The following is a 25540-nucleotide window of genomic DNA, read 5'->3' as shown; positions in this document are numbered from 1 at the left end:
TCCCTATGCCGTTCAGTGCGACTTCTGCGATCCGCCGGCCACGCGCTGGATCGTGGATACCTGCTCCAACGCAGGACCGGGCGCGCGCTCCGGCACGGCTGGCGCGTCGGCGGCGGGCGGTGCAATACGCACGGGCCCGACCTCCGCGGAGGAATGGCCCTCGCGGCGTAACGGGTGCGAAGGCGAAGTGCCAGTTCCCCAATCCGGATCGTCGATCTCGGCAAACACCTGGCGCAGGCGCTTGCCCCATGTGCCGCGAATCATCGTGAAATATGGGTTCTCTTCGTCGATGGCGACAAAGCGCGTCACACGCAGGGAGTCGGTCTCATAGACCAGTAAATCCAGCGGCAAACCCACGGAAATATTCGATTTCAGTGTCGAATCCATCGAGATCAGCGCGCACTTTGCGGCTTCGTCCAGCGGCAGTCCGGGGCTGACCACGCGATCGATGATCGGCTTGCCGTACTTGGCCTCGCCGATCTGGAAGTAGCAGTTCTCGGGCGTGGCCTCAATGAAGTTGCCTGCCGCGTAGACGTTGAACAGGCGCGGCCGCTCAGCGCCGATCTGCCCGCCGAAGACGATGCTGACGTTGAAGTCGATTTTGGCCTTGGCCAGCGCGGCGGCATCGCGGTCGTAGACGTCCCGCACGGCCTCGCCAACGATCGTGGCGGCCTCGAACATGTCCCGCGCCGTCCACAGCGAGCGCGGCTTGCCACGCGCTTCGGTCAGCACTTGGCGCACCGCCTGACTGATCGCCAGATTGCCGGCCGTCAGCAGCACCATGACACGATCGCCTTCGCGCTCGAAGACGGTCATTTTGCGGAACGTGGAAATGGCATCCACGCCCGCATTCGTGCGGGAGTCGGACAGGAACACAAGGCCTGCGTCCAGGCGCATGGCGACGCAATAAGTCATGGGCGAAGCAACAAACGGAAACGGTGGGTTGAAGGCATTCTAGCGCGCCGAACGCAACCCATCCGCGCGCTTGGAAGAGGTGTTCAATTCACTCGGGCAGCCTCGGCGGGCAATGGCTCGATGGAAATGCTGACATCCAGCGTCTCGGCACCCCCGCCCTGCCGCACGCCGCGAACCGGTGCCGCGGACTGGTAATCGCGCCCGACTGCCAGCCGGATGTGGCGGGCATCGGTGAAGCACTGGTGGGTGACGTCGATGCTGCACCACGTGTGCGATTCGGCGTCGAGGCAAACGTCGGCCCAGGCGTGGCTTGCGAGGTCCTCTTCGCCCACGGCGTGGAAATAGCCGCTGACATAGCGCGCCGGCACGCCCAGTGCCCGGCAGCAGGCGACCATCACCTGCGCCTGGTCCTGACATACACCCGTGCCCAGGCCGAACGCCTCCGCAGCGGTGGTGCCGACGTGGGTGGTGTTCGGCTTGTAGCTCACGCGCGTGGCGATGGCTTGCGCAAGGCGCACTGCAGATGCCGCGTCGCCTTGCACCAGCGCGTGCTCGCGCGCAAAGTTGATCATCTCGGGCGGCGCGGAAGTCAGCGGCGTGGCACTCAGAAAATACAGCGGCGACACGCGATAGCGCCCTTGCCCGGGCGCATCGACAAACCGTTGGCTGCCAGGCGCGCCCGCAGGAAACACCTCGACAATGCCACGCGCGTCGATGATGACGTCATCCGTACGGTTGCCGAGGGTGAAGTGATGGACCACGTTGCCGAAACCGTCCGTGGCGCGCGTGAGGTTGCCAGGCGCGTGGATCTGCCAGCTGTCCACCTGCTGCAGCTCGCCGCTGCGAGGCGTCAACCGCAGCTCATGCACGCTGTGGCGCAGCGGCTCGGCATAACGGTAGACCGTCGTGTGTCGAATTTGGTATTTCACGATGACACGGGCACCACCCGAAAGCGGCGCCCCGATGTATGCACATTGTCCTGCACGTCACGCCACCTCGAGCGGCACCAGGAAATCCTGGCTGATGCCGTTGCCCAAGTCGCCGATCCGCTCCAGGAAGTTGGTCAGCCAGGCATGCAGGCCAACCGCAAAAATATCTTCGATGCGGGCGTACCGCAGGTCGGCGTGCAGTTTACCAGCGCGACGTTCGGTCTCTGCCGATTGACTGTTGCGCACAGTCGCAAGAATCTCAACCACCTCGTCCATGCTGGCCAGCAGCGAACGCGGCATGTCGCTACGCAGAATCAGCAACTCCGCCACGCGCGTCGGCGTGATGACGTTGCGATAGATCTTGCGGTAGACCTCGAAGCCCGACACCGAGCGCAGCGTGGCGGCCCAATGGTAGAAGTCGCCCTGCTCCGCCGCGGTTTCATCGCGCGTGGGTGTGGACTGAAACTTCACGTCCAGCAGCCGTGCAGTGTTGTCTGCGCGTTCCAGGAACGTGCCCAGGCGCATGAAATGGAACGCGTCGTCCGTCAGCATGGTGCCGACCTGCACGCCGCGCGATAGATGCGAGCGGAACTTCACCCATTCAAAGAATTGCGACGGATCATCGCGCAGCATGCCTTCGGCAATCAGGCGCTGCACATCCAGCCATGTCGTGTTGATGGTCTCCCAAACCTCGGTCGTGATGGAGCCGCGTACCGCCCGGGCGTTCTCACGCGCGCCGCGCAGGCAACTCATGATCGACGACGGGTTGGTCATGTCGCGCACCATGAAATCGATCACATCGTCGCGCGAGAGCAGGCCATAGCGTTCGTCAAAGACCTGCGTCAGTTCGCAGATGTCGAGCATTGCCCACCAGCCCTGCTCGGCCACTTCTGCCGATTGCGGCAGCAGCGAGGTCTGGTAGTTCACGTCGAGCATGCGGGCGGTGTTCTCGGCGCGTTCGGTGTAGCGCGCCATCCAGAAAAGGTGGTCTGCGGTGCGGCTGAGCATGGCGTTCCCTTCTACGTATTCGATATGCGATTGTTCGACTGCCAGTTGCGACAATGCGCGAGCGTTCAGCGCTCCAGCACCCACGTATCCTTCGTCCCGCCTCCCTGCGACGAGTTGACCACCAGCGAGCCCGCCCGCAACGCCACACGCGTGAGGCCACCGGGCACCATGCGCACATCCTTTCCGGACAGCACGAACGGTCGCAGATCGATATGGCGCGGTGCGATGCCGGCTTCCACATACGTTGGGCAAGTCGACAACGCCAGCGTGGGCTGGGCAATGTATTGTTCCGGGCGAGCCTTCACCACCTCACGGAAAGCGGCGATCTCTTCCTGCGTTGCAGCCGGACCGACAAGCATGCCGTAGCCGCCTGCACCGTGCGTTTCCTTGACCACCAGTTCGCCCATGTGGTCGAGCACGTATTGCAGGTCGTCCGGCCGGCGGCACATGTACGTCGGCACGTTATTGAGGATCGGCTCCTCGCCAAGGTAGAAGCGGATCATGTCCGGCACATACGGATAGATCGACTTGTCATCCGCCACGCCGGTGCCGATGGCATTGCAGATCGTGACGTTGCCCGCGCGATAGACCGACAGCAGCCCTGCCGCGCCCAGGGAAGAATCCGGCCGGAACACCAGCGGATCGAGGAAATCGTCGTCCACCCGGCGATAAATGACGTCGATGCGCTGCGGACCCTGCGTGGTGCGCATATAAAGGTGATCGTCCTGCACGAAAAGGTCGTGCCCCTCCACCAGCTCAACGCCCATCTGTTGCGCAAGAAACGCATGCTCGAAATACGCCGAGTTGTACATGCCCGGCGTGAGCACCACCACCGTCGGGTCAGCAATGTTCTGGGGCGACACGCTGCGCAGCATGTCGAGCAGCATGTCCGGGTAATGCGCGACGGGCGCCACACGATTGCGCGCAAACAACTCCGGAAACAGCCGCATCATCATCTTGCGGTTTTCCAGCATGTACGACACACCCGAGGGCACGCGCAGGTTGTCTTCCAGCACGTAGAACTCGCCTTCGCCGGCGCGCACGATGTCGATGCCGGCCACGTGCGCGTAGATGTCGCGCGGCACGTCCACGCCGAGCATGTCGGGGCGGTATTGGGCGTTGTTGTAGATCTGATCGGGCGGGATAACGCCAGCACGCAAGATGTTCTGCTCGTGATAGATGTCGTGCAGAAAGCGGTTGAGCGCATCAACGCGTTGCCGCAGGCCGCGTTCGAGCTTCGCCCACTCGCTGGCCGGGAAGATGCGCGGAATGATGTCGAACGGAATCGTGCGCTCGGTGCCGCTGTTCGATTCGTCCTTGTCGCCGTACACGGCAAAAGTGATACCGACGCGACGGAAGATCAGGTCTGCCTCGGCGCGCTTGTTCTGCAGCGTCGTGGCGGACTGCGCGCCCAGCCATTCGGCGAAACGTCCGTAGTGGCCGCGTACCTCGCCCTGCTGGACGAGAGCTGCCGGGGCCGGTTCGGCGGCATGGGGGTTGCGGTCCCCATCATGCCAGCTGAGCATTTCATCGTAGAACCGGACTGCCATGCTTTTCTCCCCTGACGGCGCCGCGCGATGTACGCGGCACGTGGTTTTTATAGCACAGCGGTTTTGACCCCCACAATGGGGCCAACCCGTTATGCCTCCAAGTTTACGGCTGGGCGTCGAAGGCGCCGGTGGCCGTTGCCAGGGGTTCCACTTCCTGCGCGGAAGACCAGTACCGCGGCCGCATGGTACGCGCAGTCTGGACGTCCAGCACATCGCCGTCGGTCTCGATGACGACGGCACCGGTCCTGTCCGTGCGCAAACCGTCGATGTCGCGCGCCACGTAGCGCTGCCAGACCTGCGGATGCGGATGTCCGTACCGGTTGCGGTAGCCGACCTGGAAAACCGCCACCTGCGGAGAAACTGCGTCCAAGAACGCGCCGCTGGAGCTTGTCTTGCTGCCGTGATGCGGCACAAGCAAGATGTCTGCCATCAGTCGCTCGGGCGTTTCGGCAACGATGAGGGCGCTTTCCTGGGCGGCTTCGATATCGCCCGTCAGCAACGCTGCGTAGCGGCCATTTGCGATACGCACCACACAACTGCGCGCGTTGCTGGACACGCGCTCGCTTTCAGCGGGCAGGCGCAGCGGGTGCAGCACCTCAAAGACAACGCCATCCCACGTCCATGCTTGCCCAGCCAAACAATCGGTAAAGCGGATGCCGTTTTCATAGGCCACGCTGCGCAAGGCGTGCCGTTGAGGCAAAGACGCCAACATGGTGCGCACTGGCACCGCGTCGATCACCGTTTCGGTGCCACCGGCGTGGTCGCTGTCTTCGTGGCTGACGACAAGCGTGTCAAGCGATTCGACGCCGTGGCTGCGCAGGTAAGGAGTGATGACGCGGGCGGCAGCATCCGTGTGATCGCCGTAGCGCGGGCCGGTGTCGAACAGGAGGCGATGGTTGGCAGTTTCGACCAATGCCGCGGCACCTTGGCCGATATCGAACGCGACAAGCCGGAATTCGCCGGGCGGTGGAGCCGGCACACGCGCCAGCACGAGCGGCAAGAGGAGCAAGGCACCTTGAGCGCGCCATGCCCATGCGCGCATGCCGCCAGGCAACAGCAATAGCGCCACGCCAACCATCGACAGCGGCAACGCCCACACGGGCGCGACCGGCGCAACCCACACCGACCAGTACGGCTGTGCCAGCCATTCAAGCCAAATGGCCAGCCAGCGAAAGCTCGCCTCGGCCAACATCAGCACCGGCTGCGCTAGCGGGTCAGGGAGCGCCGCGCCAATCAGCGCCAGCGGTGTCGTCACGAAACTCACCGTGGGAATCGCCAGCCCATTGGCCACCGCGGAAACCACCGACGTCTGCTGGAACAACAGCAAGGTCAATGGCAGCAGCCCGAATGTGACTGCAAGCTGAATCCGCGTACCGCCCACCAATGCACGCTGGGCGCGTTCCATCCAGCCGTCTGCTTTGCCATTGCGACGGCCGTCGACCGCCATCTGCGCGGCGATGAAGATGATCGCCACCGCGCCAAATGACAGCCAGAACCCGGCCGACATGACCGCCCACGGGTCCACCACCGCCACCACGGCGGCCGCCCAGCACAGCGACAGGCTGGCCGGCACATTCCGATCGGTCAACCTTGCGATGGCCACGGTGGACAGCATCAGCAGCGTGCGTTGCGCCGGCACACCCATCCCCGCAAGCAGGCAGTAGCCGAATGCCGCCAGCATGGCCGCAATGGCGCCTGCGCGCAGGGCGGGCATGCGTAGCGGCAATGGCGTGTGCAGCCAGCGCGCCAGCCCGAACGACCGGCGCCACAACGCCATCCACAACGCGGCAAACAGCCCGGCGATCATCGTAATGTGCAGCCCTGAAATGCTGACGAGATGGCTGATGCCGGTGCGGCGGAACAGGTCCCAGTCGTCGCGCGCGATGCCGCTTTGGTCGCCCACCACGAGCGCAACGATGACGGCCGCGTAGCGTGCATCGGGCAACGTCGCGAGGATGTGGCGCCGCACGCTGGCACGCCAGCGCTCTACGTCAACGCCGAAACCGGTGCCCACCTCATCCAGCGCGATGTTCTGTGCGCGCTTGCCCGTACGCACATAGCCGACGGCCCGAATGTTGTCGGCCAGCATCGCGTATTCGCCATCGAAGCCGCCGGGGTTGGTCAGGCTGTGCGGGCGCTTGACGCGCAGGGTCAGTTGCCAGCGCTGGCCGGGTTGCAGATCGGGGATGCCGGCACGTCGGTCGGGCTTTGCGCCCTCCTCGCCCACGTTGCCCCAGTTCCGCGTGCCATACCAGGACAGGCGCACACGTGGCGGCACGGCATCACCCGCATTGCTGGATTCGATGTGGAAGAGAAAACGCGTGGCGTCGTCGCCATTCTGCGGCAGCTCGGCAACCACCCCCGTTGCGATGATGTCCTTGCCTTCCCACGCAGGACTGAGCGCCACGGCCATGCGGTGCTGTGCGCGCCAATCGCTCCAGCCAAAACCCGCTGCGATGGTGCTGGCGACCAGCAACGCGGGAAACAGCATTGGCCGACGCCGCAGAAAAGCCGCCAGCAGCAGACAGAGCACCAGCAAGCCCAGCGGCTGCCACACCGGCGCGAGCGTCGCCTGCATCTGCAATGCCATGCAGCCGGCAACAAAGCCGATCAACCACAGACGCACGCGCGGCCGTCAGACTGGCAACAGCGCTGCCAGGCGAGGAATGGCTTCAATGCTGTTGCGGCGCGCCTGCTCGGCCAACGCCTCGAGGGGGATGCCGCGCAATTGCGCCATCGCGTCGGCAATGCGCGCGACTTCTGTCGGAACATTGCGCACGCGACCCTGCTCGCCGAACTGGTCGTCGGCCAGCCAGGCGGGTGCCAAGTCGGGCGCGTCGGTTTCGAGCACGATCGACTCGATCGGCAATTCCTGCGCCAGCCGACGCACGCGATTGGCGCGCGAGAAGGTAAAGACGCCGCCGAATCCCAGTTTGAAACCGGCATCGACAAAGCGATGCGCCTGTTCCGGGCTGCCGTTGAACGCATGGGCAATTCCGCGTACGCCCGCCTTGGCGGCGGCGCTATGCACCTGGTCCTGCGACTTGCGCACGTGCATCAGCACAGGCAGGTCGAATTCACGAGCGATGCGCAGTTGCGCACGGAACACGGCGTTCTGCCGCTCAACGTCGTAGCCGGGAATGAAGAAATCGAGGCCGATCTCGCCGACGGCCACAAAGCGCGGGTCATCCATTGACGCGGCGACCTGGCGGCGCAGTTCGAGCAGGTCATCGTCACTGGCCTGCCCTGCGTAGATCGGATGGATGCCGAGCGCATAGCTGCACCCGGCATGCCGATGTGCCAACGCCCGCACCGTATCGAAATTCCAGCGCGCGACCGCCGGCACGACGATGTGGTTGACGCCCGCCGCATGCGCCTGCGCGACGACCGCATCACGGTCGGTATCAAAGTCGCTGGCGTCGAGGTGGCAATGGGTGTCGATCCACATAGTCCGTTCTGCGTTGGAAAAGGCGGCAACGTACCTGAAAGCGCGGCGTTCAGGAATCCGCCTTTTCCGATTGAGCCGCCCGGCTCAGCGCTCTTGGTGCAAATGGCCTTCCCGCAGGCGGAAAATGCGGTCGCAGCGGCCAGCCAGTTCGATATCGTGCGTGACGATGACAAAGCTGGTGCCCAGCGTGCGCGTGAGTTCCAGCATCAGGTCGAACACTTCACCGGCCGTGTGATCGTCGAGGTTGCCGGTGGGCTCATCCGCCAGCACGCAAGCCGGAGACCCGACCAGCGCGCGCGCAATCGCCACGCGTTGGCGCTCGCCGCCGGACAGCTCGCCCGGGCGGTGCGCCGTGCGCGGGCCCAGACCCACGCGTTCGAGCATCGCCTGTGCGGTGTGGCGCGCCTGCGCCTCTTCCACGCCACGAATGCGCAGCGGCATCGCGACGTTGTCCAGCGCGGTGAATTCCGGCAACAGATGGTGGAACTGATAGACAAAGCCCAGCGCCCGATTACGCAGGGTGTTGCGCTCGCGCTCTTTCATTGCGGTGAAAGGCTTGCCGAGCAGCGAGACGCGGCCCGACGTCGGCTCATCCAGCCCGCCCAGCACATGCAGCAAAGTGCTCTTGCCGGAGCCCGACGCGCCGACGATGGCGACCTTCTCGCCCACGCCAATGCGGATGTCCACGCCCTTGAGCACGTCGACATTCAAGCCGCCCTGGTGGAACGACTTAGACAGCCCTTCGGCCTGCACCACCACGCCCTGCGGCGCTGCGGCCGGCGCTTCCATGGAAGTCATGACGGCCTCACTCATAGCGCAGCGCCTCCGCCGGATTCACGCGCGAGGCGTGCCAGCTCGGATAGAGCGTCGCCACCGACGCCAGGATGAAGGAAATGATGCCAATGGTCGCAATGTCGTTCACGCGGGGGTCCGAGGGCAGTTCGCTGATGAAGTAGATGTCACGCGGCAGGAATTGCACGTGGAAGAGACGCTCGATGAACGGCACGATCACGTCGATGTTGTAAGCGATGAGCGTGCCGAAGCCCACCCCGAGCAATGTGCCGATAAACCCGATCGCCACGCCTTGCACAATGAAGATCTTCATGATCGAGGCCGGCTGTGCGCCCATGGTGCGCAGGATGGCAATGTCAGCCTGCTTGTCCGTCACCGTCATCACCAGCGTAGACACAAGGTTGAACGCCGCCACGGCGATGATCAGCGTGAGGATGATGAACATCATCTTCTTCTCGGTCTTCACGGCGGCAAACCAGTTGCGGTTCTGGCGCGACCAATCGCGGATGTACAGCTCGCCGGTCAGCGTGCGCGACAGGGCTTCGGCCACCTGTGGGGCGCGGTCCATGTCCACCAGCTTCAGGCGCACGCCGGTCGGGCCATCCAGGCGGAACAGGCGCTCGGCGTCTTCCATATTGATCAGCGCCAGCGAGCTGTCGAACTCGTAGTGGCCCGATTCGAAGATGCCCGTCACCGTGAACTGCTTCAGGCGCGGCAACACGCCCGCCGGGGTGATGGTGCCCTGCGGCGCCACCAGCGTGACCTTGTCCCCCTGGTGCACGCCCAGGCCGTTGGCCAGCTGGCTGCCAAGGGCGATGCCGAATTCGCCGGGTTTCAGGTCGTCGATCGTGCCCGTCTTGAAGTCCTTGGCAATGTCCGACACCTTCGGCTCGTCCGCTGGCGACACCCCGCGCAGCAGCACGCCGCGCACCGCCTCGTCGCGCGTGATCATGGCCTGCGCGCCCACGTATGGTGCCGCGCCGATGACTTCCTTGTTCTGCATCGCCTCATTGGCGGTACGCTGCCAGTCCGGCAGACTGTTCGGCGCCATGACCTCGATATGCGCCAGCACCGACAGCATGCGGTCCCGCACTTCCTTCTGGAAGCCGTTCATGACGGAGAGCACGATGATCAGCGCCGCCACCCCCAGCGCAATGCCGAGCATGGAGATGAGCGAGATGAAAGAGATGAAGCTGTTGCGGCTGGCGCGCTTGCTTGCGCGCGTATACCGCCAGCCGATCTGCCATTCGTATGGAAGTTTCAAAGGGGATTCCCCGTGGGTGTGATTTGTCCGGCTCACTGGCCGACGAGCCGGAAGTTTACAATCTCGGAGCCATGATTCCTGAACTCACCCTGATTGTCCCGTTTTGCGCGCCCGCTGCCGAGGTGGCGGACGACGCTTACCGTCAATTGACCTTGCCGGGCCTCGAAAGGTTGCTTGCGCGTGCGCGCGAGGCAGAACGCGAGCGCCACGACGATGCCTACCTGCCCACGCTGCCGCACGAGCGCTGGCTGGCTGCGCATGCCGGGCTACCCATTTCTCCGCTGCCGTCGGCGCCGTACATGCGCCTGGCGGACGGCGGCAGCGCCGACACGCGCACCTGGGCGTGCCTGCAGCCGGTCCACATCCACGCCGCCCGGGACCACCTGGTGATGCTCGACCCAGCCCAACTGCGCCTGGACGCCGCCGACGCCGACGCCCTGCGCACTGCCATCGCCCCCCTGGTCGCCGAAATGGGCATCACGCTCGATTCCACGCACGCCGCGCGCTGGTACGTCGCCGATTCGCCCTTTGGCGACCTGATTGCCGCCGCGCCGCAGCGCGCCACCGGCCACAACATCGACATCTGGATGCACAAGGGCGAGCAGGAACGCGCCTGGCGCAAGTTCCAGAACGAAATTCAGATGACGTGGTACGACCACCCCGTCAACCAAGCGCGCGAGGCGCGTGGCCTGCTGCCGGTCAATTCGGTCTGGCTGTTCGGCCAGGGCGCGCTGGTCGATGCCCGCCCGATTGCAGAACGCATGATCGGCGCCGATCCGTTCTTCGCCGGCTTGTGTCACGCCGGCAACGCCACTGAACTGTGCGCGGAAACGCTGGCCGCCGTGCCGTTCGACGACACGAGTGCCGCCGCGCTGCTGGGCGACGCCGGCAAGCCGTATCTCTCCGCCAACTGGTACGACTGGATCGAAACCCTGCGCGCGTACGACCGCGACTGGTTCACCCCCGCCGCCGATGCGCTGGCCGACGGCCGCATCGACGCCGTCTCGCTCGTGTTGACCGGCGACTCGCACTACGCTCACTACCGCGTCACCCGCCGCGAACTCGCCAACGGCCCGTTCGGCTGGCTGCGCCGCTTCAGTCGTCCACGCACCTTGCGTGATGCGCTCTCCCCGCTTTCCATGGCCGCTTGAGCCTGATCCTGCATGACCCGCATCGCTGTCCGTTCGCATTCCGCTGACGCCGCCACCACGCTGGCAGGCCACGGCATTCATCCTGTGCTCGCACGCATCCTCGCCGCCCGGGGCGTCGCCCGGCCCGACGAACTGTCGACCGAGCTGACCGACCTCCTGCCCCCCGCGCAACTCAAGGGCATTGACGACGCAGCGCGCTACCTCGCCGACGCCATCGCCGCCGGCAAGCGCCTGCTGATCATTGCCGACTACGACTGCGACGGCGCCACCGCCTGCGCCGTCGGCGTGCGCGGCTTGCGCATGCTGGGCGCGCAGGTCAGCTACATCGTCCCGAACCGCTTTGAGTACGGCTACGGCCTGTCGCCCGAAATCGTGGCACTGGCCGCGCGCGAGAAGCCGGACGTGCTGGTCACCGTCGATAACGGCATCGCCGATGTGGCGGGCGTGGCTGCGGCCAATGCGCTGGGCATCGACGTTGTCGTGACAGACCACCACATGCCCGGGGCGCAATTGCCTGAGGCGCGCGTGATCGTCAACCCGAACCAGCCGGGCTGCGGCTTCCCGAGCAAGAATCTGGCGGGCGTTGGCGTGATGTTCTACGTGCTGCTGGCGCTGCGGGCGGAATTGCGCAAGCGCGGCGTGTTCACGCCGCAGGATCAGCCGCGCCTTGATGCGCTGCTCGATCTGGTGGCACTCGGCACCGTGGCCGACGTGGTCAAGCTCGACGCCAACAACCGCCTGCTGGTCGCGCAAGGCCTCAAGCGCATGCGCGCCGGGCGGATGTGCCCGGGCATCGCCGCGCTGTTCCGCGTGGCCGGCCGCGAGGCGCGTCGCGCGTCGACGTTCGATCTCGGCTTCGGCCTAGGCCCGCGTCTGAACGCCGCCGGGCGCTTGGCCGACATGTCACTGGGCATCGAATGCCTGCTCACCGATGACTACGACCGCGCCATGTCCATCGCCGCCGAGCTCGACGGCATGAACCGCGAGCGCCGCGAGATCGAAGCCGGCATGCAGCAGGAAGCGCTCGCCATTCTCGACAGCATGAATGCGCTGGACGGCGCTGGCCGCCACACCATCGCGGTCTACAACGAGACATGGCACCAGGGCGTGATCGGCATCGTCGCCTCGCGCATCAAGGACAAATTCCACCGCCCCGTCTTCACCTTTGCGCCCGGTGATGATGGGGTCATCAAGGGCTCGGGCCGTTCGATTCCCGGCTTCCACCTGCGCGATGCGCTGGACGCCGTACACAAGCGCAGCCCGGGGCTGATCGTGAAGTTCGGTGGCCACGCCATGGCGGCAGGACTCACGCTGCGCGAAGACGGTTTCGATGCATTCGTCTCGACCTTCGAGGCCGTCGGCCGCGAATGGCTGACCGAGGCGCTGCTCTCCCGCGTGCTCGAAACCGACGGCGAGGCGGACCCGGAATGCTTCACACCGCAGTTCGTCGAGCTGCTCGAAACCCAGGTTTGGGGTCAGGGCTTTCCGGCGCCAAGCTTCTGCGGCGAATTCGATGTGCTGTCGCAGGCCGTCCTGAAAGAGAAGCACCTGAAACTCAAGCTTGGCCGCGGCAAGCAGCATTTCGACGCGATCTGGTTCAACCACGCCGAGCCGCTGGGCGCCTCAGCGTATGTGGCCTACCGGCTCGACAACAACACCTTCAACGGCATCACGCGCGTTCAGATGGTGATCGAGCATGCGCAATAGCGGATTGGTCAAACCTTGCGCCAACGCATAAACACATGCAAAAACTGTCTGACGACGCACGGATGACGCTGCGGTCGGGCACGGCCGGTGCGTTACAATGCGGGACTGCCGGCATGGGAACGCACAAGCATCCATGACCGCGCGCCCCACGAATTCCTAGCTTCAACTTCCAAGCGAAATGACTCACGTCGTTACCGAAAGCTGTGTCCGCTGCAAGTACACCGACTGCGTGGACGTCTGCCCCGTCGACTGCTTCCGTGAAGGCCCGAACTTCCTGACGATTGATCCGGACGAGTGCATCGACTGCGCCGTCTGCGTGGCCGAATGCCCAGTCAACGCCATCTATGCCGAAGAAGACGTGCCCGCTGATCAGCAGAAGTGGATCGCCATCAATGTCGAGCTGGCTCAAGCCGGCTGGCCGTCCATCACCAAGACCAAGCAACCCCTGCCCGACGCCGACGACTGGAAGGACGTGAAGGACAAGGAGCAGTACCTCGACCGCGGCTGAACTAGTTGAGTGAACTTGCCTACCCTCCCTTTTTGTAGTGCATCGCAAAAAAGGTGTTGACGGGCAGATCGGAAACTAGCTAGAATTCATTTCTTCGCTGTTGCAGCGATTCCCCGATAGCTCAGTCGGTAGAGCGCCGGACTGTTAATCCGTAGGTCCCTGGTTCGAGCCCAGGTCGGGGAGCCAAAATAACAAAACGCCTCGCTTCGTGCGGGGCGTTTTCATTTTCGGCATCGGTCTCGTGTATTGTCTTGCACCGTCGCCCCAGCCCGAGTGGTGAAATTGGTAGACACCGCGGACTTAAAATCCGCTGCGCCCTAATCGGCGCGTGCCGGTTCGATCCCGGCCTCGGGCACCAATCCTTTCTTCGCCTCCCCTCCCTTCTTTCCGCTCCAGCGCCTTACGATGCGCAGCACGCGTGCGCCTTCGGTGCATCTTCGTATTCATCGTGCCGGCGCACCCATGACAACGGGCCCGTCTCGTTACGGCCGAGCGGCGCGCGATCGAGCAGCAGCAGCGTACCAACCATGTCTTCCAAACCCCGCGCATACGTCGAGTACGTGTGGAAGACATCGCCCGCCTCGTCCTTGTAAAACGCGCTCAATCCAGGCAGCTCGTCATGGGCTTCTTCGCGGGGCGTAGCGGCGTAGTTGTAGTCGACCGAGCCGCTAGCGAGTTCGTCTTGCGAGAAGCTCACGCGATAGTCGTGATTGAACGTCGTGTCGAACGACGATACCCACGGGAATTGCCAGCCCATGCGCTTCTTGTAAGCCGCGATTTTGTCCATTGGCGCGCGAGACACGGCGACGAACGTCACGTCATGGTGGTTCAGATGCGTGAGCATTCCACCAACATGATCGGAGAAGAAGGAGCACCCTGGGCAGCCCGCATCCCAGTCGGGCCCGAACATGAAGTGGTAGACCACCAACTGGCTACGGCCGTCGAACAGCTCGGCCAGCGTCTTCTTGCCTTCCGATGATTCAAATACGTATTCCGTATCGACCTTGACCCAGGGCAGCGCCAGACGCTCGGCGTTGATGGCGTCGCGCAGGTGGATGGCCTCTTTCTCGCGCGCCAGCAACGCTCGGCGTTTGATGAGCCATTCGTCTCTTGAAACTACGGGATGCGTTTGCATGATTGCCCCTCTGTCCTAAGACTCAGGACTTCATACTAGGCGGCCTCACTCGAATGAAAAGCCGCGGCGCGCAAGTCGCCAACCGGATGCGACTTGCGCGCCATCGAAGAGAATCAGCCGCCTCTGCACATGCAACTTCAGGTGCCAGATCAGCCCACCAGCAAGCGCACGCCCACGTTGATAAGCGCGCCGCCGCCCACCAGCCCCACCCACAAAACAGCAGCGCACAGGAGCGGACGCACACCGGACTTCAGCAGCATCGGCACATGCGTTTGCGTGCCGATGGCAAACATCGCGCAGGCCAGCATGGCGGTGTCGACGGCGTCGATGGGGGCATGCCATGCGGCGGGAATCGCACCAGCGGAATTCAGCAGCGTCACGATCAGCAGCCCAACCGCAAACCAGGGCATCGCTTTCCAGGCGTGGCCGGCGGCTTTGCGAAGCGAATTCTCAGGAGACGTCGAAGCGGGCCCCTGAGCTTCACCGGGTGTTGTGCACGCCAGCACCACGAGCAACGGGGCCAGCGCCAGCACACGCACCATCTTGCTCACGACCGCCGCGTTGGTGGCGTCGTCGCCCAGCGGACGCGCCGCGGCAATCACCTGGGCGACCTCGTGCATCGTCGAACCGATGTAGACGCCAAAGTGCTCTGGCGTGATGGCCACACCGGCATGCGTAACAAGCGCGTACAGCCACGGATACAGAAAGATGCCGATCGTGCCGAACAGCACCACGCTGGCGATCGCCACGGCCGTTTCGCGCGGGGATGCCTTCACCGCTGGCGCAACGGCCAGCACAGCCGCCGCCCCACATACCGCACTGCCCGCCGCCACCAGCACGGCTTGTGAGCGCGTGAGGCGAAACCAACGCGTGCCGATCCACGTGCCGGCCAGCATCGTCGCTGCCAATACCACCAGCGGAATCACCACGCCCGAAGTACCGAGATCTTGGATCTGCGCCAGCGTCAGCCGGGCGCCGTAGAGAATCACGCCAGCGCGCAGCAGTGTATGGCGCGCAAACTGGATTGCCCCTGGCGTCAGCCAACGCTGGTGCCCCGGTACATGACCGACAGCCATGCCGAGCAGGATGGCGAGCGTCAGTGCGCTCAGGCCCAGGTGCCCCGCCCAGGGCATTGCCCCGAGCGCCACCGCAATCCCCGCACACCCGAACAACACCGCCACGCTGGCGAGCGTTCGCCCGTCAAATCCCGCTGTCACGCCCTGGGGCGCCAACTGCTTCTGTGCAATCGTCATCACATTCGCCTTGCTTATTCGCTATACGCATAACGATATGCAGATCGTGATAACATGTAAAACAGGTAATTTTAGTAATTTCAACCACTTTTATGGATAACAAGGCGCCTCGCGTCACGCTGCGGCAATGGGCCGTCTTCGCCGCCATCGCACACAGTGAAACGACCACCGCGGCCGGAGAAGCTCTTGGCCTGTCGCAATCGGCCGTCAGCGCAGCGCTGGCGGAGCTGGAATCCACACTCGGACATCCGCTATTTGACCGGCATGCGCGCCGTCTGCATCTGAATGCACTGGGCCGACAGCTTCTGCCGCAAGCGCAGGCGCTGCTTGATCACGCCGATGCGCTGGAACACGCAACCGCCCAGCCAAACGTGCGCCTGAAGCTCGCAGCCAGCAGCACGATCGGCAACTACGTGCTGCCCGCCCTGCTGGCGGGCTTCCGGCACGAGATCGCACCCGACAGCCAACTCGACGTGCTGATCGGCAATACGCAGGACGTGGTCGATGCCGTGCAGCGTTTCGAGGTCGACATCGGCTTGATTGAAGGCACCTGTCGCGGCGAGGCACTGGAGATCGAAACGTGGATCGACGATGAGATGGTGATCGTGGCCGCGCCCGGGCACCCGCTCACCCAAGGAACAGGGCCTGTCTCACACGCAGCGCTGCGCGAAGCGGGCTGGCTGATGCGCGAACCCGGCTCCGGCACGCGCGAACTGATTGATAGCCGCATTGCTTCGGTGGTCGGGCCGCTGCATGTGGCGCTCGAACTTGGCCACTCCGAAGCCATTCAGCGCACGGTAGCCGCCGGCTACGGCATCAGTTGCCTGTCGCGTCACGTGGTGGCCGATGCGTTGCGCGATGGCCGCCTGGTCGAGGTCAACAGCGGCCTGCCGCGCATCGCCCGACCGCTGCTGATCGTGCGCCATCGCGACAAGCATCCGACGCACGGACTCACGCAATTCATCGACGTGCTACGCGGCCACACAACCGATTCGAAAAAAATTCGCGCAAAGGACTAGCGCGATCCGAAAAAGGTTGATATAGTCTCGTTTCTTCGCGGGGCGTTAGCTCAGTTGGTAGAGCAGCGGACTCTTAATCCGTAGGTCGAGTGTTCGAGTCACTCACGCCCCACCAGAATATGAAAGGCCCGACAGGCAACTGTCGGGCCTTTTTCATTTGCGCGATTTGCGACGCGCTTTCGCTTCAGTGCGCGGAAAACAAAACGGCCGACGCTCATGGCGTCGGCCGATCGTTCCGCAGACTCCTCTCCCCCGCCGCCCGCGGCAGACATCTTCGCGGTGTATCCGGAGAGCGCCAACCTATCGGCCAAGGTCAGCGCGTTTATCGACTTCCTGACGGAGTGGTTCGGCAAAGCAGCGCCGTGGCCCGGTGAGCGCCGCTAACGCGGCGTCGCATTTCAGGCCGTTGTTTCGATGCGCAGTTGCATGCGCATCTGCAGCGTCTCGCCGGGCGCCAAAACGCGCAGGCCCGTGCCTTCCCATCCCTTGGCCGCCAAGTTGATCGCGTCGGCCACGTGCGAAATGGGCTCCAGGCAGAAATACGGCTGCGCGTGCGGCGCGTGCAGGATGAAGTGGTCGAGCGGGTCATCGGCGCTGAGCGTCAGCACACCACCCGCGCACAACACCACGGCACGCTGCTGCCATTCGCTGTAGTAGACACTGAGCGCTGCATCCGGCAATGCGCGGGGGTGACGGAAATCTTCCCGCGGCGTGATCGGCTCGCGACGGACGGCAACTTCACCGGCGTCGGTCGGCCACATCGTTGCAGCATCGAACTGCACGCGCGTATCGGACCTGCGCGCGAAGTACGGATGAAAGCCGCCACCTGCCGGCATGCTGCTGTCGCCATCGTTGCGCAGCGTCATGACGGCATCCAGACCGGATTCGCTCAGCACCAGCGTTTGTGTGGCTGTGAACGGCCAGGGCCAGTTGTCTGCCTCGGGCACATAGCGCAAACCAAGTTCGATCGACGACGCTGTGACCTGCTTCACTGTCCATGCACGCGCGTGCGCCAGCCCGTGCATGGCATGCGCCTGGCCCGGATGCGGCGCGAGACGGACCTCGCGGCCGTCCCAATAGAAGCGTCCGTCACGGATGCGGTTGGAGAACGGCAGCAGCGGATAGCACCCGGCCTTGGGCCATGCCAGCCCGTCGAAGCCATCACGCAGGCACTCCGTCGACATCGGCGCCAGCCAGTCGACCCGCTGGCCGCCCTCGCCGGCCGAAGCCAACGAGGCAATGCGGCCACCTGCCGCCGGCGCGACATCCATCGTCAGCGCGCCGGCCTGCAGCGTATGTATTGGCCCCGGCGCAAGCCAAGTTTTGGGCTTGCTATCCATCAGAACGAATGCCGAATGCCAACCATGCCCACAAACTGGCTGCGCCCGTTCGACGGCGTGCCGTTCTGCGAGTCGCCCACCGACGCCACCGCATCCACGATTGACGTGCTCGCCCCAGAAGCGCGCAGCGTCTGGCCGTTGGCGCGCTGGTACGCCTGAATCGCATAGAACGCGGTGCGCTTGGACAGCGAATACAACTGCTCCATCGAGAACTGGTTGTACTTGGCCGGCGAGCTGATGCCGTTGCGCGCCTTCTCAGCCGTGTAGCTGTAGCCAAAAGCGAGCCGCAATGCGGGCGTCAGATCGTAGGTGGCAATCGCGCCCACCGTATTGAACGTGGCCGACTGCGTGAACAGCGACAGCGCGCCCGGCTTGTACTGAACGTTCGAGTAGTTCAGACCCACCATCAGCTTACCGAACGTATAGCGCGCGGCCGTAGCGATGAGCTGGGCCGAGTCTGCCGTGGCGTAGCCGGAGTTGACCGGCGAGTTGTTGGCGAACGTCCCGACGTTGCTGAAATTGCCGGCCGTCGTGCCGGTCGACACGTTCTTCAGACGCGTATAGCCCACGCCCCACGAAAAGGCTTGGTAGTCGTAGCGCAACGCGGTGCTCACGCTGCTGCCGTTCGAAATGCTGCCGGCTTGCTCGCCAAAGCCGTATTGCACGCCGGCTTGCAGACCACCCCACACCGGCGTGGTGTAAGTGATGGAGTTGTTGAATCGCAGCGTGGTATCCAACGCGTCCACGTCGCCCGGGTGCGCGCCAGTGGCACCCGTCAGCACGTTGGTCGGGCCCAGCGACGCGACGTACTGGAAGTACGGCGTGTACGCACGGCCCAGCGTGATCTGGCCGTAGTTCGTGTTGCTCAGGCCGACGTAGGCCTGGCGGTTGAAGATATAGCCGGCCTGGGCTTGCTGCCCCGTGTCGGCATTGAAGCCGCTCTCCAGCCGGAACAGCGCCGTGTTGCCGCCGCCCAGGTCTTCCGTGCCGTACAGGCCGAACTTGCTGGCCAGCAAGGCACCCGAATTGATGTAGGCGTTGGAGTGGCCGCCCTGGTTGCTCGAATAGGCAAAGGCATTGTCAACCACGCCATACAGCGTGACTGACGTTTGCGCTGCGGCGTGCATCGAAGCGCCCGCGCAAAGCAGCGCAACCGACGCATAGACCGGCGTGAGGGAACGGGAACGTTTGGCTCGTGTGGTTTTCATCGTTGTTATCTCGGAAATCTCCTGCACCAAGGGAACACCGCGCATCACGGGGCCTCTGCGGACCCCGCACGTGATGCGCGGCGAGGATGCGGCACTAGGCCAGCAATTGCAACGTCAAGCGGCGCCAGCCGCCTGCAACATCGGTTTCCAACACGCGAGCATGCGGCGTCTGCACTTGCCGTGCATCACCCGCGGGCAGGCGAATCTCAACCGTGTCGGCGTGCGTCGGCATCTTGCCTTCGCGCGATACGTGCAGCGTGATGGCCTGGGCGTCAGACACCGCACGCACGCTCCAGCGGCCCTGCTCGCCGCTGCGCCACGCTTCGGTTTCGCCATCGTCTTCAATGCAGCCGCCAACGGCCTCGCCAACGCCGTGCATCGGAACAACAACGAAGCCGCGTTGATCGGCGCGCTGATCGAAATGCTGCTCCGCCACGTTCAGCGCGATCACACCGCCTTCGCGAATCAGCATGACCGGTTGGTCCCAAGGCGATGGCAGCGTGATGGTCTGTCCGCCGTCGAAGGCCTCGCCACTCCAGTACGAAACCCAGCGTGCGCCGGCTGGCAAATAGACGGTGCGCTCGGTCTGCCCTTCGTCCACGGTCGGTGCCACCAGCAGCGACGAGCCGAGCATCATGTCATCGCACTCGGCGTAGCAGCGGCGGTCGTTCGGAAACTCGGCAAACGTCGGGCGCAGCACAGGCTCATAGGCCTGCGTGGATTGCCACAGCAGTTCGTACAGATACGGGATCAGCCGGTAGCGCAGCTTGATCAGTGAGGCGATTTGCGAGGTGACCTGCGGATACATCCACGGCTCGTTGACGGTCTTGTCATCGTTCCACGAATGGATGGAGAAGCGCGGCATGAACACGCCAAACGCCACCCAGCGCACCAGCAGCTCCGGCGACGGCGCCGGGCCCGCAAACCCGCCGATGTCGTGGCCAATGTTCGAGACACCCGACAGCGCGAGCCCCAAACCCATCTTCAGGTTGTAGCGCAGCGTTTCCCACGAGGTGTAGTTGTCGCCGGACCACGTCTGCACGTAGCGCTGCATGCCGACACCGCCCGAGCGCGACACCAAGAACGGCCGACGGTGCGGCGCGAACTCAAGCTGCGCTTCGCGCGAGGCGCGCATCATCAGCATCGTGTGCAGCACCTTGGCTTCGCGGATGGGCGCCTTCTTGCCGAACCCATGCGCGAAAGCGTCGGGCGTCCAGACTTCGAACTCGTTGTTGTCGTTCCAGGTCGACGCCATGCCGTACTCGAGCAGCGTGCTCTTGACGTTGGCCCTCCACCAATCGAGCGTTTTCGGATTAGTGAAGTCGAGATACGCGCCAACCTCATCCCAGAATTGCACCCACGCCGGCTCGCCCTTTGCATCGCAAATCAGCAGGCCGGCTTCTTTGGCTTCTTCAAACTTCGGGTGGTCGCGCAACAGGCACGGCTTGATGTTCGGGCACAGGCGAATGCCGGCATCCAGATAGCTCTGGACGAAGCCGCGCGCATCTGGGAACTTGTCAGTGTTCCAGTTGAAGACGTAGCGCTTTGGGCCGATCGACGTATAGCCCGACGAAAGGTGGAACGAATCGCACAGGATGTCGTGCTCACGGCATCCCTCGATGAACTCGGCCATTTGTTCCTGCGCGTTGGGCGCGTCCGTGTACGTCATGGTCGAGCCGGAGTAACCAAGCCCCCACTTCGGCATCCACGCGGGGCGGCCGGTCATCCACGTAAAGCGGCGTGTGGCATCGAGCGGCGTGTCGGGCGAGGCGATGAAGTAGTAATCGAGATCGCCATGCGGCGCCACAAAGTAGCGATAGAGGCCGTGATAGTTGTCCAGCTCGCGGCCCATGTCGAAGCTGCAGTCGGACAGCGTGTCGTAGAACAGCCCGAAGCCGGTGCTGTTTTCCGGTTGCCACGTCACGTAGAACGGGATGTGCTTGTACAGCGGATCGGTCGTGCGCGCGCTGTAGCCCATCGCATCGATGTTGCGCATCTCGTAGCGCTGGTGGGCACGGTTCATGTCACCGGCGCGCTCGCCCAGGCCAAAGTACATCTCGCCGGGTTCGCGGCGCACGTAGTGGTAGACCTGCTCGTCCCAGTAGCCAAAGTTGTAGGCCTGCGTGGGGCGATCGCTCAGCACGGTCTGCCATTCGCCCGCCCCGCGGATCTGCCATGTGCAAAAACCACCGGAGAGCGCAACGCTCAGGCGGATCTTGCTCGTTTCCACGCGCAGCGTGTCTGCATCGGTCTGCAACTGGAATGCCGGGAGCGAGAAGCCGGCGAGGTCTCGGCGGTCGCGCCCTTCGAGCGGCGTGTCGTCACCGCCGGGGGCAATTGACCACGTGGCCGGGCCGCGCAGGTCGCCCTGTGGCAGCACCAGCACGCGAATGATGTCTTCTTCCAGCACGAAGAGTTCAATGGCAGCGCCGGCGCTGCTGGCCAGGCGCAGCCGGTTGCCTTCGTGCGCCTGGAGTTCGAATCGGGGGGGATGCAACATGGACATCGGTTTCAACTCAGTGTGAAGCAGAGAGACTCAACTGACGCGCGGCGCGCTCTTCCTGCGATTGCCCGCGAATCAGCACGATCAGCAGCACCGCGCCAATCAGATCGAACGCGCCGAGCAGGCCGAACAGCGGGCCGTAGCCGACCTTGTCAGCCAGCGCGCCCACCAGCAGCGAGAAGCCCAGGCCGCCGATCCACGCTGCCATGCCGGCAAAGCCGCTCGCGGTGCCGACCTCTTCCGGGTCGAACACGTCCGCAGACAGCGTGTTGACCAGGCCGGAAATCATCTGGTGCGCAAAGCCGCCCACGCAGAACAACGCAATCGCCGTATAGGGAGACGCCACGAGCCCGACGCACGCCGGACCAATCATCATGAACGCACCCAGCACGACCCCACACACTCGCGACCACACCAGCGGAATGCGAAAACGCTTGATCAGGAACGGCGACAGGTAGCCGCCCGCCAGCCCGCCCAGGTCAGCCGCCAGGAACGGCAGCCACGCGAACATGGCGATCGCCTTCAGATCGAGATGGCGTTCGTTCACGAAATAAAGCGGAATCCAGAAACTGAACGTCTGCCACGCCGGTTCGGCAAAGAAGCGCGCCAGCGCAATCGCCCAGAAGCGGCGCGACGTCACGACATCCTTGACCGGGCGCTTGCCACGCTCGGCACTGACGGGACGGAGCTGCCCGCTGATGATCTTTTCGCGCTCGGCGTCGGACAGCGCGGCATGGTCCTTCGGCGAACGGTAGAACGCGAACCACAGCGCGGCCCACAAGAAGCCGAGGGCGCCGGTCACCACAAATGCCGACTGCCAGCCGTAACGCAGATGCAGGAAGATCACCAGCGGCGGCGCCAACATCGCACCGAGCGACGTACCCGAATTGAACCATCCGACGGCAACGGATTTCTCCTTGTCCGGAAACCATTCCGCCACGGCCTTCATGCCCGACGGAATGGCAGCGGCTTCGGTCAACCCCATCAAGGCGCGAAAACCCGCCAGCGACAGCCACCCGCTTGCGCCCGCATGCAGCACGCCGGCAAACGACCACAACACACCAAACAAAGCAAAGCCGATACGCAAGCCAACGAGGTCGACGATAAAGCCGCAGACCGGCTGCATGATCGTGTAGCCGACCTGAAAGGCCGCCACCACGTAGGAATACTGCTGGGTGCTCATCCCCAGCTCGTCTTTGAGTGTGGGCGCAAGGACGCCCAGCGAGTTACGCGCCAGATAGTTGACGATCGTGCCCAGGCACACCAGCACGATGATCCACCAGCGCAAGCCCTTGATGGTCTTCACGGTGTTGTCTCCGATATTTTTTTATTGGTTACCGATGTACGCGGCGGCCTGCTACGACGTGCGCCGCCTCGGGTTCCGCCGTAGCGGTCAACGCACCATGCAGGGGCGCTTGTTGTCGAACTGCCAGTTGGGAATCAGCTGCCGCATGGCGATCGCGTCGTCGCGTGCGCCCAGGCCGTGCTGCTTGTAAAGCGCGTGGGCCTTCTCCAGTTGCTCCATGTCGAGCGTGACGCCCAGGCCCGGTGCCGCCGGTACGTCAATCTCGCCGCCCACGATCTGGAACGGCTCGCGCGTCAGGCGCTGGCCGTCTTGCCAGATCCAGTGCGTGTCGATGGCCGTGATGTTGCCCGGCGCGGCTGCGGCCACGTGCGTGAACATCGCCAGCGAAATGTCGAAGTGGTTGTTGGAGTGCGAGCCCCAGGTCAGGCCCCAGTCGTCGCACATCTGCGCCACGCGCACCGAACCCTGCATCGTCCAGAAATGCGGATCGGCCAGCGGAATGTCGACCGAGTGCAACTGAATGGCGTGCCCCATCTGGCGCCAGTCGGTGGCGATCATGTTGGTGGCCGTCGGCAAACCGGTGGCACGGCGGAACTCGGCCATCACCTCGCGGCCCGAGTAACCGCCCTCGGCGCCGCACGGGTCTTCGGCGTAGGCGAGCACGTCGTGCTTGTCGCGGCACAGGCGAATAGCCTCTGCCAGCGACCACGCGCCGTTCGGGTCCAGCGTGACACGCGCCTCAGGAAACGCCTCGGCCAATGCCGTCGTGACGACCATTTCGTCATCGCCGCTCAGCACGCCACCCTTGAGCTTGAAATCCTTGAAGCCGTAGCGCGCATGGGCCGCCTTGGCCAGGCGCACCACCGTTTCCGGCGTGAGCGCTTCTTCGTGGCGCACGCGGGTCCAGTCGTCAGTGGCGTCGCTGCCGTCTGCGTAGTCGAGGTCGGTGCGTTTGCGATCGCCCACGAAGAACAGGTAGCCGAGCACCGGCACCTTGGCGCGCTGCTGCCCTTGCCCCAGCAGCGCTGCCACGGGCACGCCCAGGTGCTGGCCGAGCAAGTCGAGCAGCGCGCTTTCCAGCGCCGTCACCGCATGCACGGTGGTGCGCAGATCGAAGGTCTGCAACCCGCGGCCGCTGGCGTCGCGATCGGCAAATTGACGGCGCACGCTGTTGAGCACGTTGTTGTACGCGCCGATCGGTTGTCCGACAACCAGGGGCGTCGCGTCCTCAATGGTCTTGCGGATGGACTCGCCGCCCGGCACCTCGCCCACGCCGGTATGCCCCTCGGAGTCTTCCAGAATGACGATGTTGCGGGTGAAGAATGGGCCGTGTGCGCCGCTCAGGTTCAGCAACATGCTGTCTCGGCCAGCCACCGGAATGACCTGGAGGCGCGTAACGCGCGGTGTGTGCACTGGGGTTTTGGCGGTCGGGTGATTCATGGTCATCACGTATGTCATCAGTCGTCGTACAACATGGAACGGGACTATAATTGACACATTCCTGCCGAACTACCCCTGGTAAACCCGCCCCCATCCGGAGACCGCATGCCCGCCCCCAATTCGCCCGCAACGCTTGTGCGCCGCACCCAAAGCCTGGCGGACGTCGTGGTGGACCACATCAAGGGGCGTATCGCGAACGAATCCCTGCGCGTTGGCGACAAGCTGCCGACAGAATCCGCATTGATGGAAGCGCTGGGCGTGAGCCGCACGGTGATACGCGAAGCCATTTCGCGCCTGCAGGCCAAGGGACTGATCGAAACGCGTCACGGCATCGGCAGCTTCGTCCTGCCGCCGCGCACAGACAACAGCATCCCGCTGGGCGACGCGTCCACAATGCACGAGATCCTGAGCATGCTGGAACTGCGCGTCGCCATTGAAACGGAGTGTGCGGGCCTGGCCGCGCAGCGCATCTCTCCGGCCGAGATCGACGCCCTGCGCATGGCACTCGAAGCCATCGAGCAGGACCAGGCAGACGGCAACGACAGCGCCACCTCCGACCTGCAATTTCACCTGAGCATCGCGCGCGCCACGGGCAATGAACACTTTGTTGGCGCCCTCGCCCAGCTCGGCAAAACGCTCATCCCGCGCACGCGGATGGGACTGGAGCAGGTGGGTTACCTGAACGCTCCGGAACTGCGTGCCACAGTCAACCGCGAGCACCACAGCGTCTTTGAAGCCATCGCCCGCAAAGACCCCGAAGCGGCGCGCGCAGCCATGCGCATGCACCTGTCAAACAGCCGCGAACGCCTGCGGCGCGCGCACGAAGCGGCCGGCGCGCAAGCAGCGGCAACGGCAGGCTGAGTTGGTCCGAAGACCGTACAGTTGTACGACGTCTTATTACCCAGCACCAACCATCTCCCGCCCCAACGTGTTGGCGCCGTTGATAAAGATTTGCATTCCCCCGCTCTCAGCCACGTAACCTGAGCTTGCACCGACCCCTCGTGGGTGCGCTCCGGTCGCGGAAGAGAGAGCCGCGGCCTTCTTGGCCCTGATGCTGCTGTCCC

General features: G+C 64.2%; 21 protein-coding genes and 3 tRNA genes. 9 read left to right on the top strand and 15 right to left on the bottom strand.

Features of this window, described 5'->3' with window-relative positions:
• Window positions 1–12: 12 nt before the first annotated feature.
• The 8 genes from NKG59_RS11430 to NKG59_RS11395 all read right to left on the bottom strand — a co-directional run bounded on the left by NKG59_RS11430 (window position 13) and on the right by NKG59_RS11395 (window position 9906).
• Window positions 13–915 (bottom strand): proteasome-type protease, encoded by a 903-nt coding sequence (locus NKG59_RS11430; protein WP_253536814.1) that lies wholly within the window; start codon window positions 913–915, stop codon window positions 13–15.
• Window positions 916–998: 83 nt separating this feature from the next.
• Complete coding sequence (locus NKG59_RS11425) at window positions 999–1844, bottom strand: transglutaminase family protein (RefSeq protein WP_253536812.1); 846 nt, start codon at window positions 1842–1844, stop codon at window positions 999–1001.
• 57 nt (window positions 1845–1901) lie between these two features.
• Window positions 1902–2852: an alpha-E domain-containing protein gene (locus tag NKG59_RS11420; protein WP_024976052.1), complete on the bottom strand. Its 951-nt coding sequence runs from the start codon at window positions 2850–2852 to the stop codon at window positions 1902–1904.
• A gap of 65 nt (window positions 2853–2917) precedes the next feature.
• Window positions 2918–4402, bottom strand: a complete 1485-nt coding sequence (locus tag NKG59_RS11415; protein ID WP_045204342.1) for a circularly permuted type 2 ATP-grasp protein — start codon at window positions 4400–4402, stop codon at window positions 2918–2920.
• A 103-nt stretch (window positions 4403–4505) separates the two neighbouring features.
• Entirely contained in the window at window positions 4506–7028 is a 2523-nt protein-coding gene (locus NKG59_RS11410) for a DNA internalization-related competence protein ComEC/Rec2 (protein ID WP_253536810.1), read from the bottom strand.
• A gap of 9 nt (window positions 7029–7037) precedes the next feature.
• The gene (locus NKG59_RS11405) at window positions 7038–7850 is read right to left on the bottom strand and encodes a TatD family hydrolase (RefSeq protein ID WP_253536808.1); all 813 of its coding nucleotides are present in this window, start codon (window positions 7848–7850) and stop codon (window positions 7038–7040) included.
• A gap of 84 nt (window positions 7851–7934) precedes the next feature.
• Complete coding sequence (lolD, locus tag NKG59_RS11400; RefSeq protein WP_024976056.1) at window positions 7935–8663, bottom strand: lipoprotein-releasing ABC transporter ATP-binding protein LolD; 729 nt, start codon at window positions 8661–8663, stop codon at window positions 7935–7937.
• A complete protein-coding gene (locus NKG59_RS11395) occupies window positions 8656–9906 on the bottom strand; it encodes a lipoprotein-releasing ABC transporter permease subunit (RefSeq protein ID WP_253536806.1) in 1251 nt (416 codons plus the stop codon). The genes lolD and NKG59_RS11395 overlap by 8 nt, the downstream gene beginning before the upstream one ends.
• Window positions 9907–9977: 71 nt before the next feature.
• Here NKG59_RS11395 and NKG59_RS11390 point away from each other — a divergent pair, with 71 nt between their 5' ends.
• From NKG59_RS11390 to NKG59_RS11370, 5 genes are all read left to right on the top strand, one after another.
• Window positions 9978–11057 (top strand): hypothetical protein, encoded by a 1080-nt coding sequence (locus NKG59_RS11390; protein ID WP_253536804.1) that lies wholly within the window; start codon window positions 9978–9980, stop codon window positions 11055–11057.
• A 12-nt stretch (window positions 11058–11069) separates the two neighbouring features.
• Window positions 11070–12764 (top strand): single-stranded-DNA-specific exonuclease RecJ, encoded by a 1695-nt coding sequence (gene recJ / locus NKG59_RS11385; protein WP_253536802.1) that lies wholly within the window; start codon window positions 11070–11072, stop codon window positions 12762–12764.
• A gap of 178 nt (window positions 12765–12942) precedes the next feature.
• Entirely contained in the window at window positions 12943–13272 is a 330-nt protein-coding gene (fdxA, locus tag NKG59_RS11380; RefSeq protein ID WP_004626101.1) for a ferredoxin FdxA, read from the top strand.
• Between the two features lie 110 nt (window positions 13273–13382).
• A tRNA-Asn gene (locus NKG59_RS11375) sits at window positions 13383–13458 on the top strand.
• Window positions 13459–13539: 81 nt separating this feature from the next.
• A tRNA-Leu gene (locus NKG59_RS11370) sits at window positions 13540–13630 on the top strand.
• A gap of 42 nt (window positions 13631–13672) precedes the next feature.
• Here NKG59_RS11370 and NKG59_RS11365 read toward each other — a convergent pair.
• Both NKG59_RS11365 and NKG59_RS11360 read right to left on the bottom strand, forming a co-directional pair.
• Window positions 13673–14407 carry a DUF899 domain-containing protein gene (locus tag NKG59_RS11365; protein ID WP_253536800.1) on the bottom strand — a complete coding sequence of 245 codons (735 nt, stop codon included), beginning with the start codon at window positions 14405–14407 and terminating at the stop codon, window positions 13673–13675.
• Between the two features lie 149 nt (window positions 14408–14556).
• Window positions 14557–15660 (bottom strand): YeiH family protein, encoded by a 1104-nt coding sequence (locus tag NKG59_RS11360; RefSeq protein WP_253536798.1) that lies wholly within the window; start codon window positions 15658–15660, stop codon window positions 14557–14559.
• Between the two features lie 92 nt (window positions 15661–15752).
• On the opposite strand from NKG59_RS11360, the gene NKG59_RS11355 reads away from it, so the two are divergent.
• The 3 genes from NKG59_RS11355 (at window position 15753) to NKG59_RS11345 (ending at window position 17063) form a co-directional block, all read left to right on the top strand.
• A complete protein-coding gene (locus tag NKG59_RS11355) occupies window positions 15753–16679 on the top strand; it encodes a LysR family transcriptional regulator (protein ID WP_253536796.1) in 927 nt (308 codons plus the stop codon).
• A 39-nt stretch (window positions 16680–16718) separates the two neighbouring features.
• Window positions 16719–16794 (top strand) — tRNA-Lys (locus tag NKG59_RS11350).
• Window positions 16795–16895: 101 nt separating this feature from the next.
• On the top strand, window positions 16896–17063 hold the full coding sequence (locus NKG59_RS11345) for a hypothetical protein (RefSeq protein WP_253536794.1): 168 nt from the start codon (window positions 16896–16898) through the stop codon (window positions 17061–17063).
• Window positions 17064–17077: 14 nt separating this feature from the next.
• Here the strand turns inward: NKG59_RS11345 and NKG59_RS11340 are convergent, their stop codons facing one another.
• From NKG59_RS11340 to gudD, 5 genes are all read right to left on the bottom strand, one after another.
• Window positions 17078–18019, bottom strand: coding sequence for an aldose 1-epimerase (locus NKG59_RS11340; RefSeq protein WP_253536792.1), 942 nt, complete (start codon window positions 18017–18019; stop codon window positions 17078–17080).
• Window positions 18019–19227: a porin gene (locus tag NKG59_RS11335; protein WP_253536790.1), complete on the bottom strand. Its 1209-nt coding sequence runs from the start codon at window positions 19225–19227 to the stop codon at window positions 18019–18021. Before NKG59_RS11335 ends, NKG59_RS11340 begins: the two co-directional genes overlap by 1 nt.
• A 94-nt stretch (window positions 19228–19321) precedes the next feature.
• Window positions 19322–21733 (bottom strand): glycoside hydrolase family 31 protein, encoded by a 2412-nt coding sequence (locus tag NKG59_RS11330; protein ID WP_253536788.1) that lies wholly within the window; start codon window positions 21731–21733, stop codon window positions 19322–19324.
• A gap of 10 nt (window positions 21734–21743) precedes the next feature.
• Window positions 21744–23036: an MFS transporter gene (locus NKG59_RS11325; RefSeq protein ID WP_253536786.1), complete on the bottom strand. Its 1293-nt coding sequence runs from the start codon at window positions 23034–23036 to the stop codon at window positions 21744–21746.
• An 87-nt stretch (window positions 23037–23123) separates the two neighbouring features.
• A complete protein-coding gene (gudD, locus tag NKG59_RS11320) occupies window positions 23124–24494 on the bottom strand; it encodes a glucarate dehydratase (protein WP_253536784.1) in 1371 nt (456 codons plus the stop codon).
• Window positions 24495–24581: 87 nt separating this feature from the next.
• On the opposite strand from gudD, the gene NKG59_RS11315 reads away from it, so the two are divergent.
• Entirely contained in the window at window positions 24582–25337 is a 756-nt protein-coding gene (locus NKG59_RS11315; RefSeq protein ID WP_253536782.1) for a FadR/GntR family transcriptional regulator, read from the top strand.
• Window positions 25338–25540: the final 203 nt, after the last annotated feature.

It is taken from the genome of Ralstonia chuxiongensis (assembly GCF_024158925.1).
Taxonomy (GTDB): Bacteria; Pseudomonadota; Gammaproteobacteria; order Burkholderiales; family Burkholderiaceae; genus Ralstonia; species Ralstonia chuxiongensis.
Note: the sequence above shows the minus strand (reverse complement) of the source record. Positions and strands in the feature narration are given on the sequence as shown.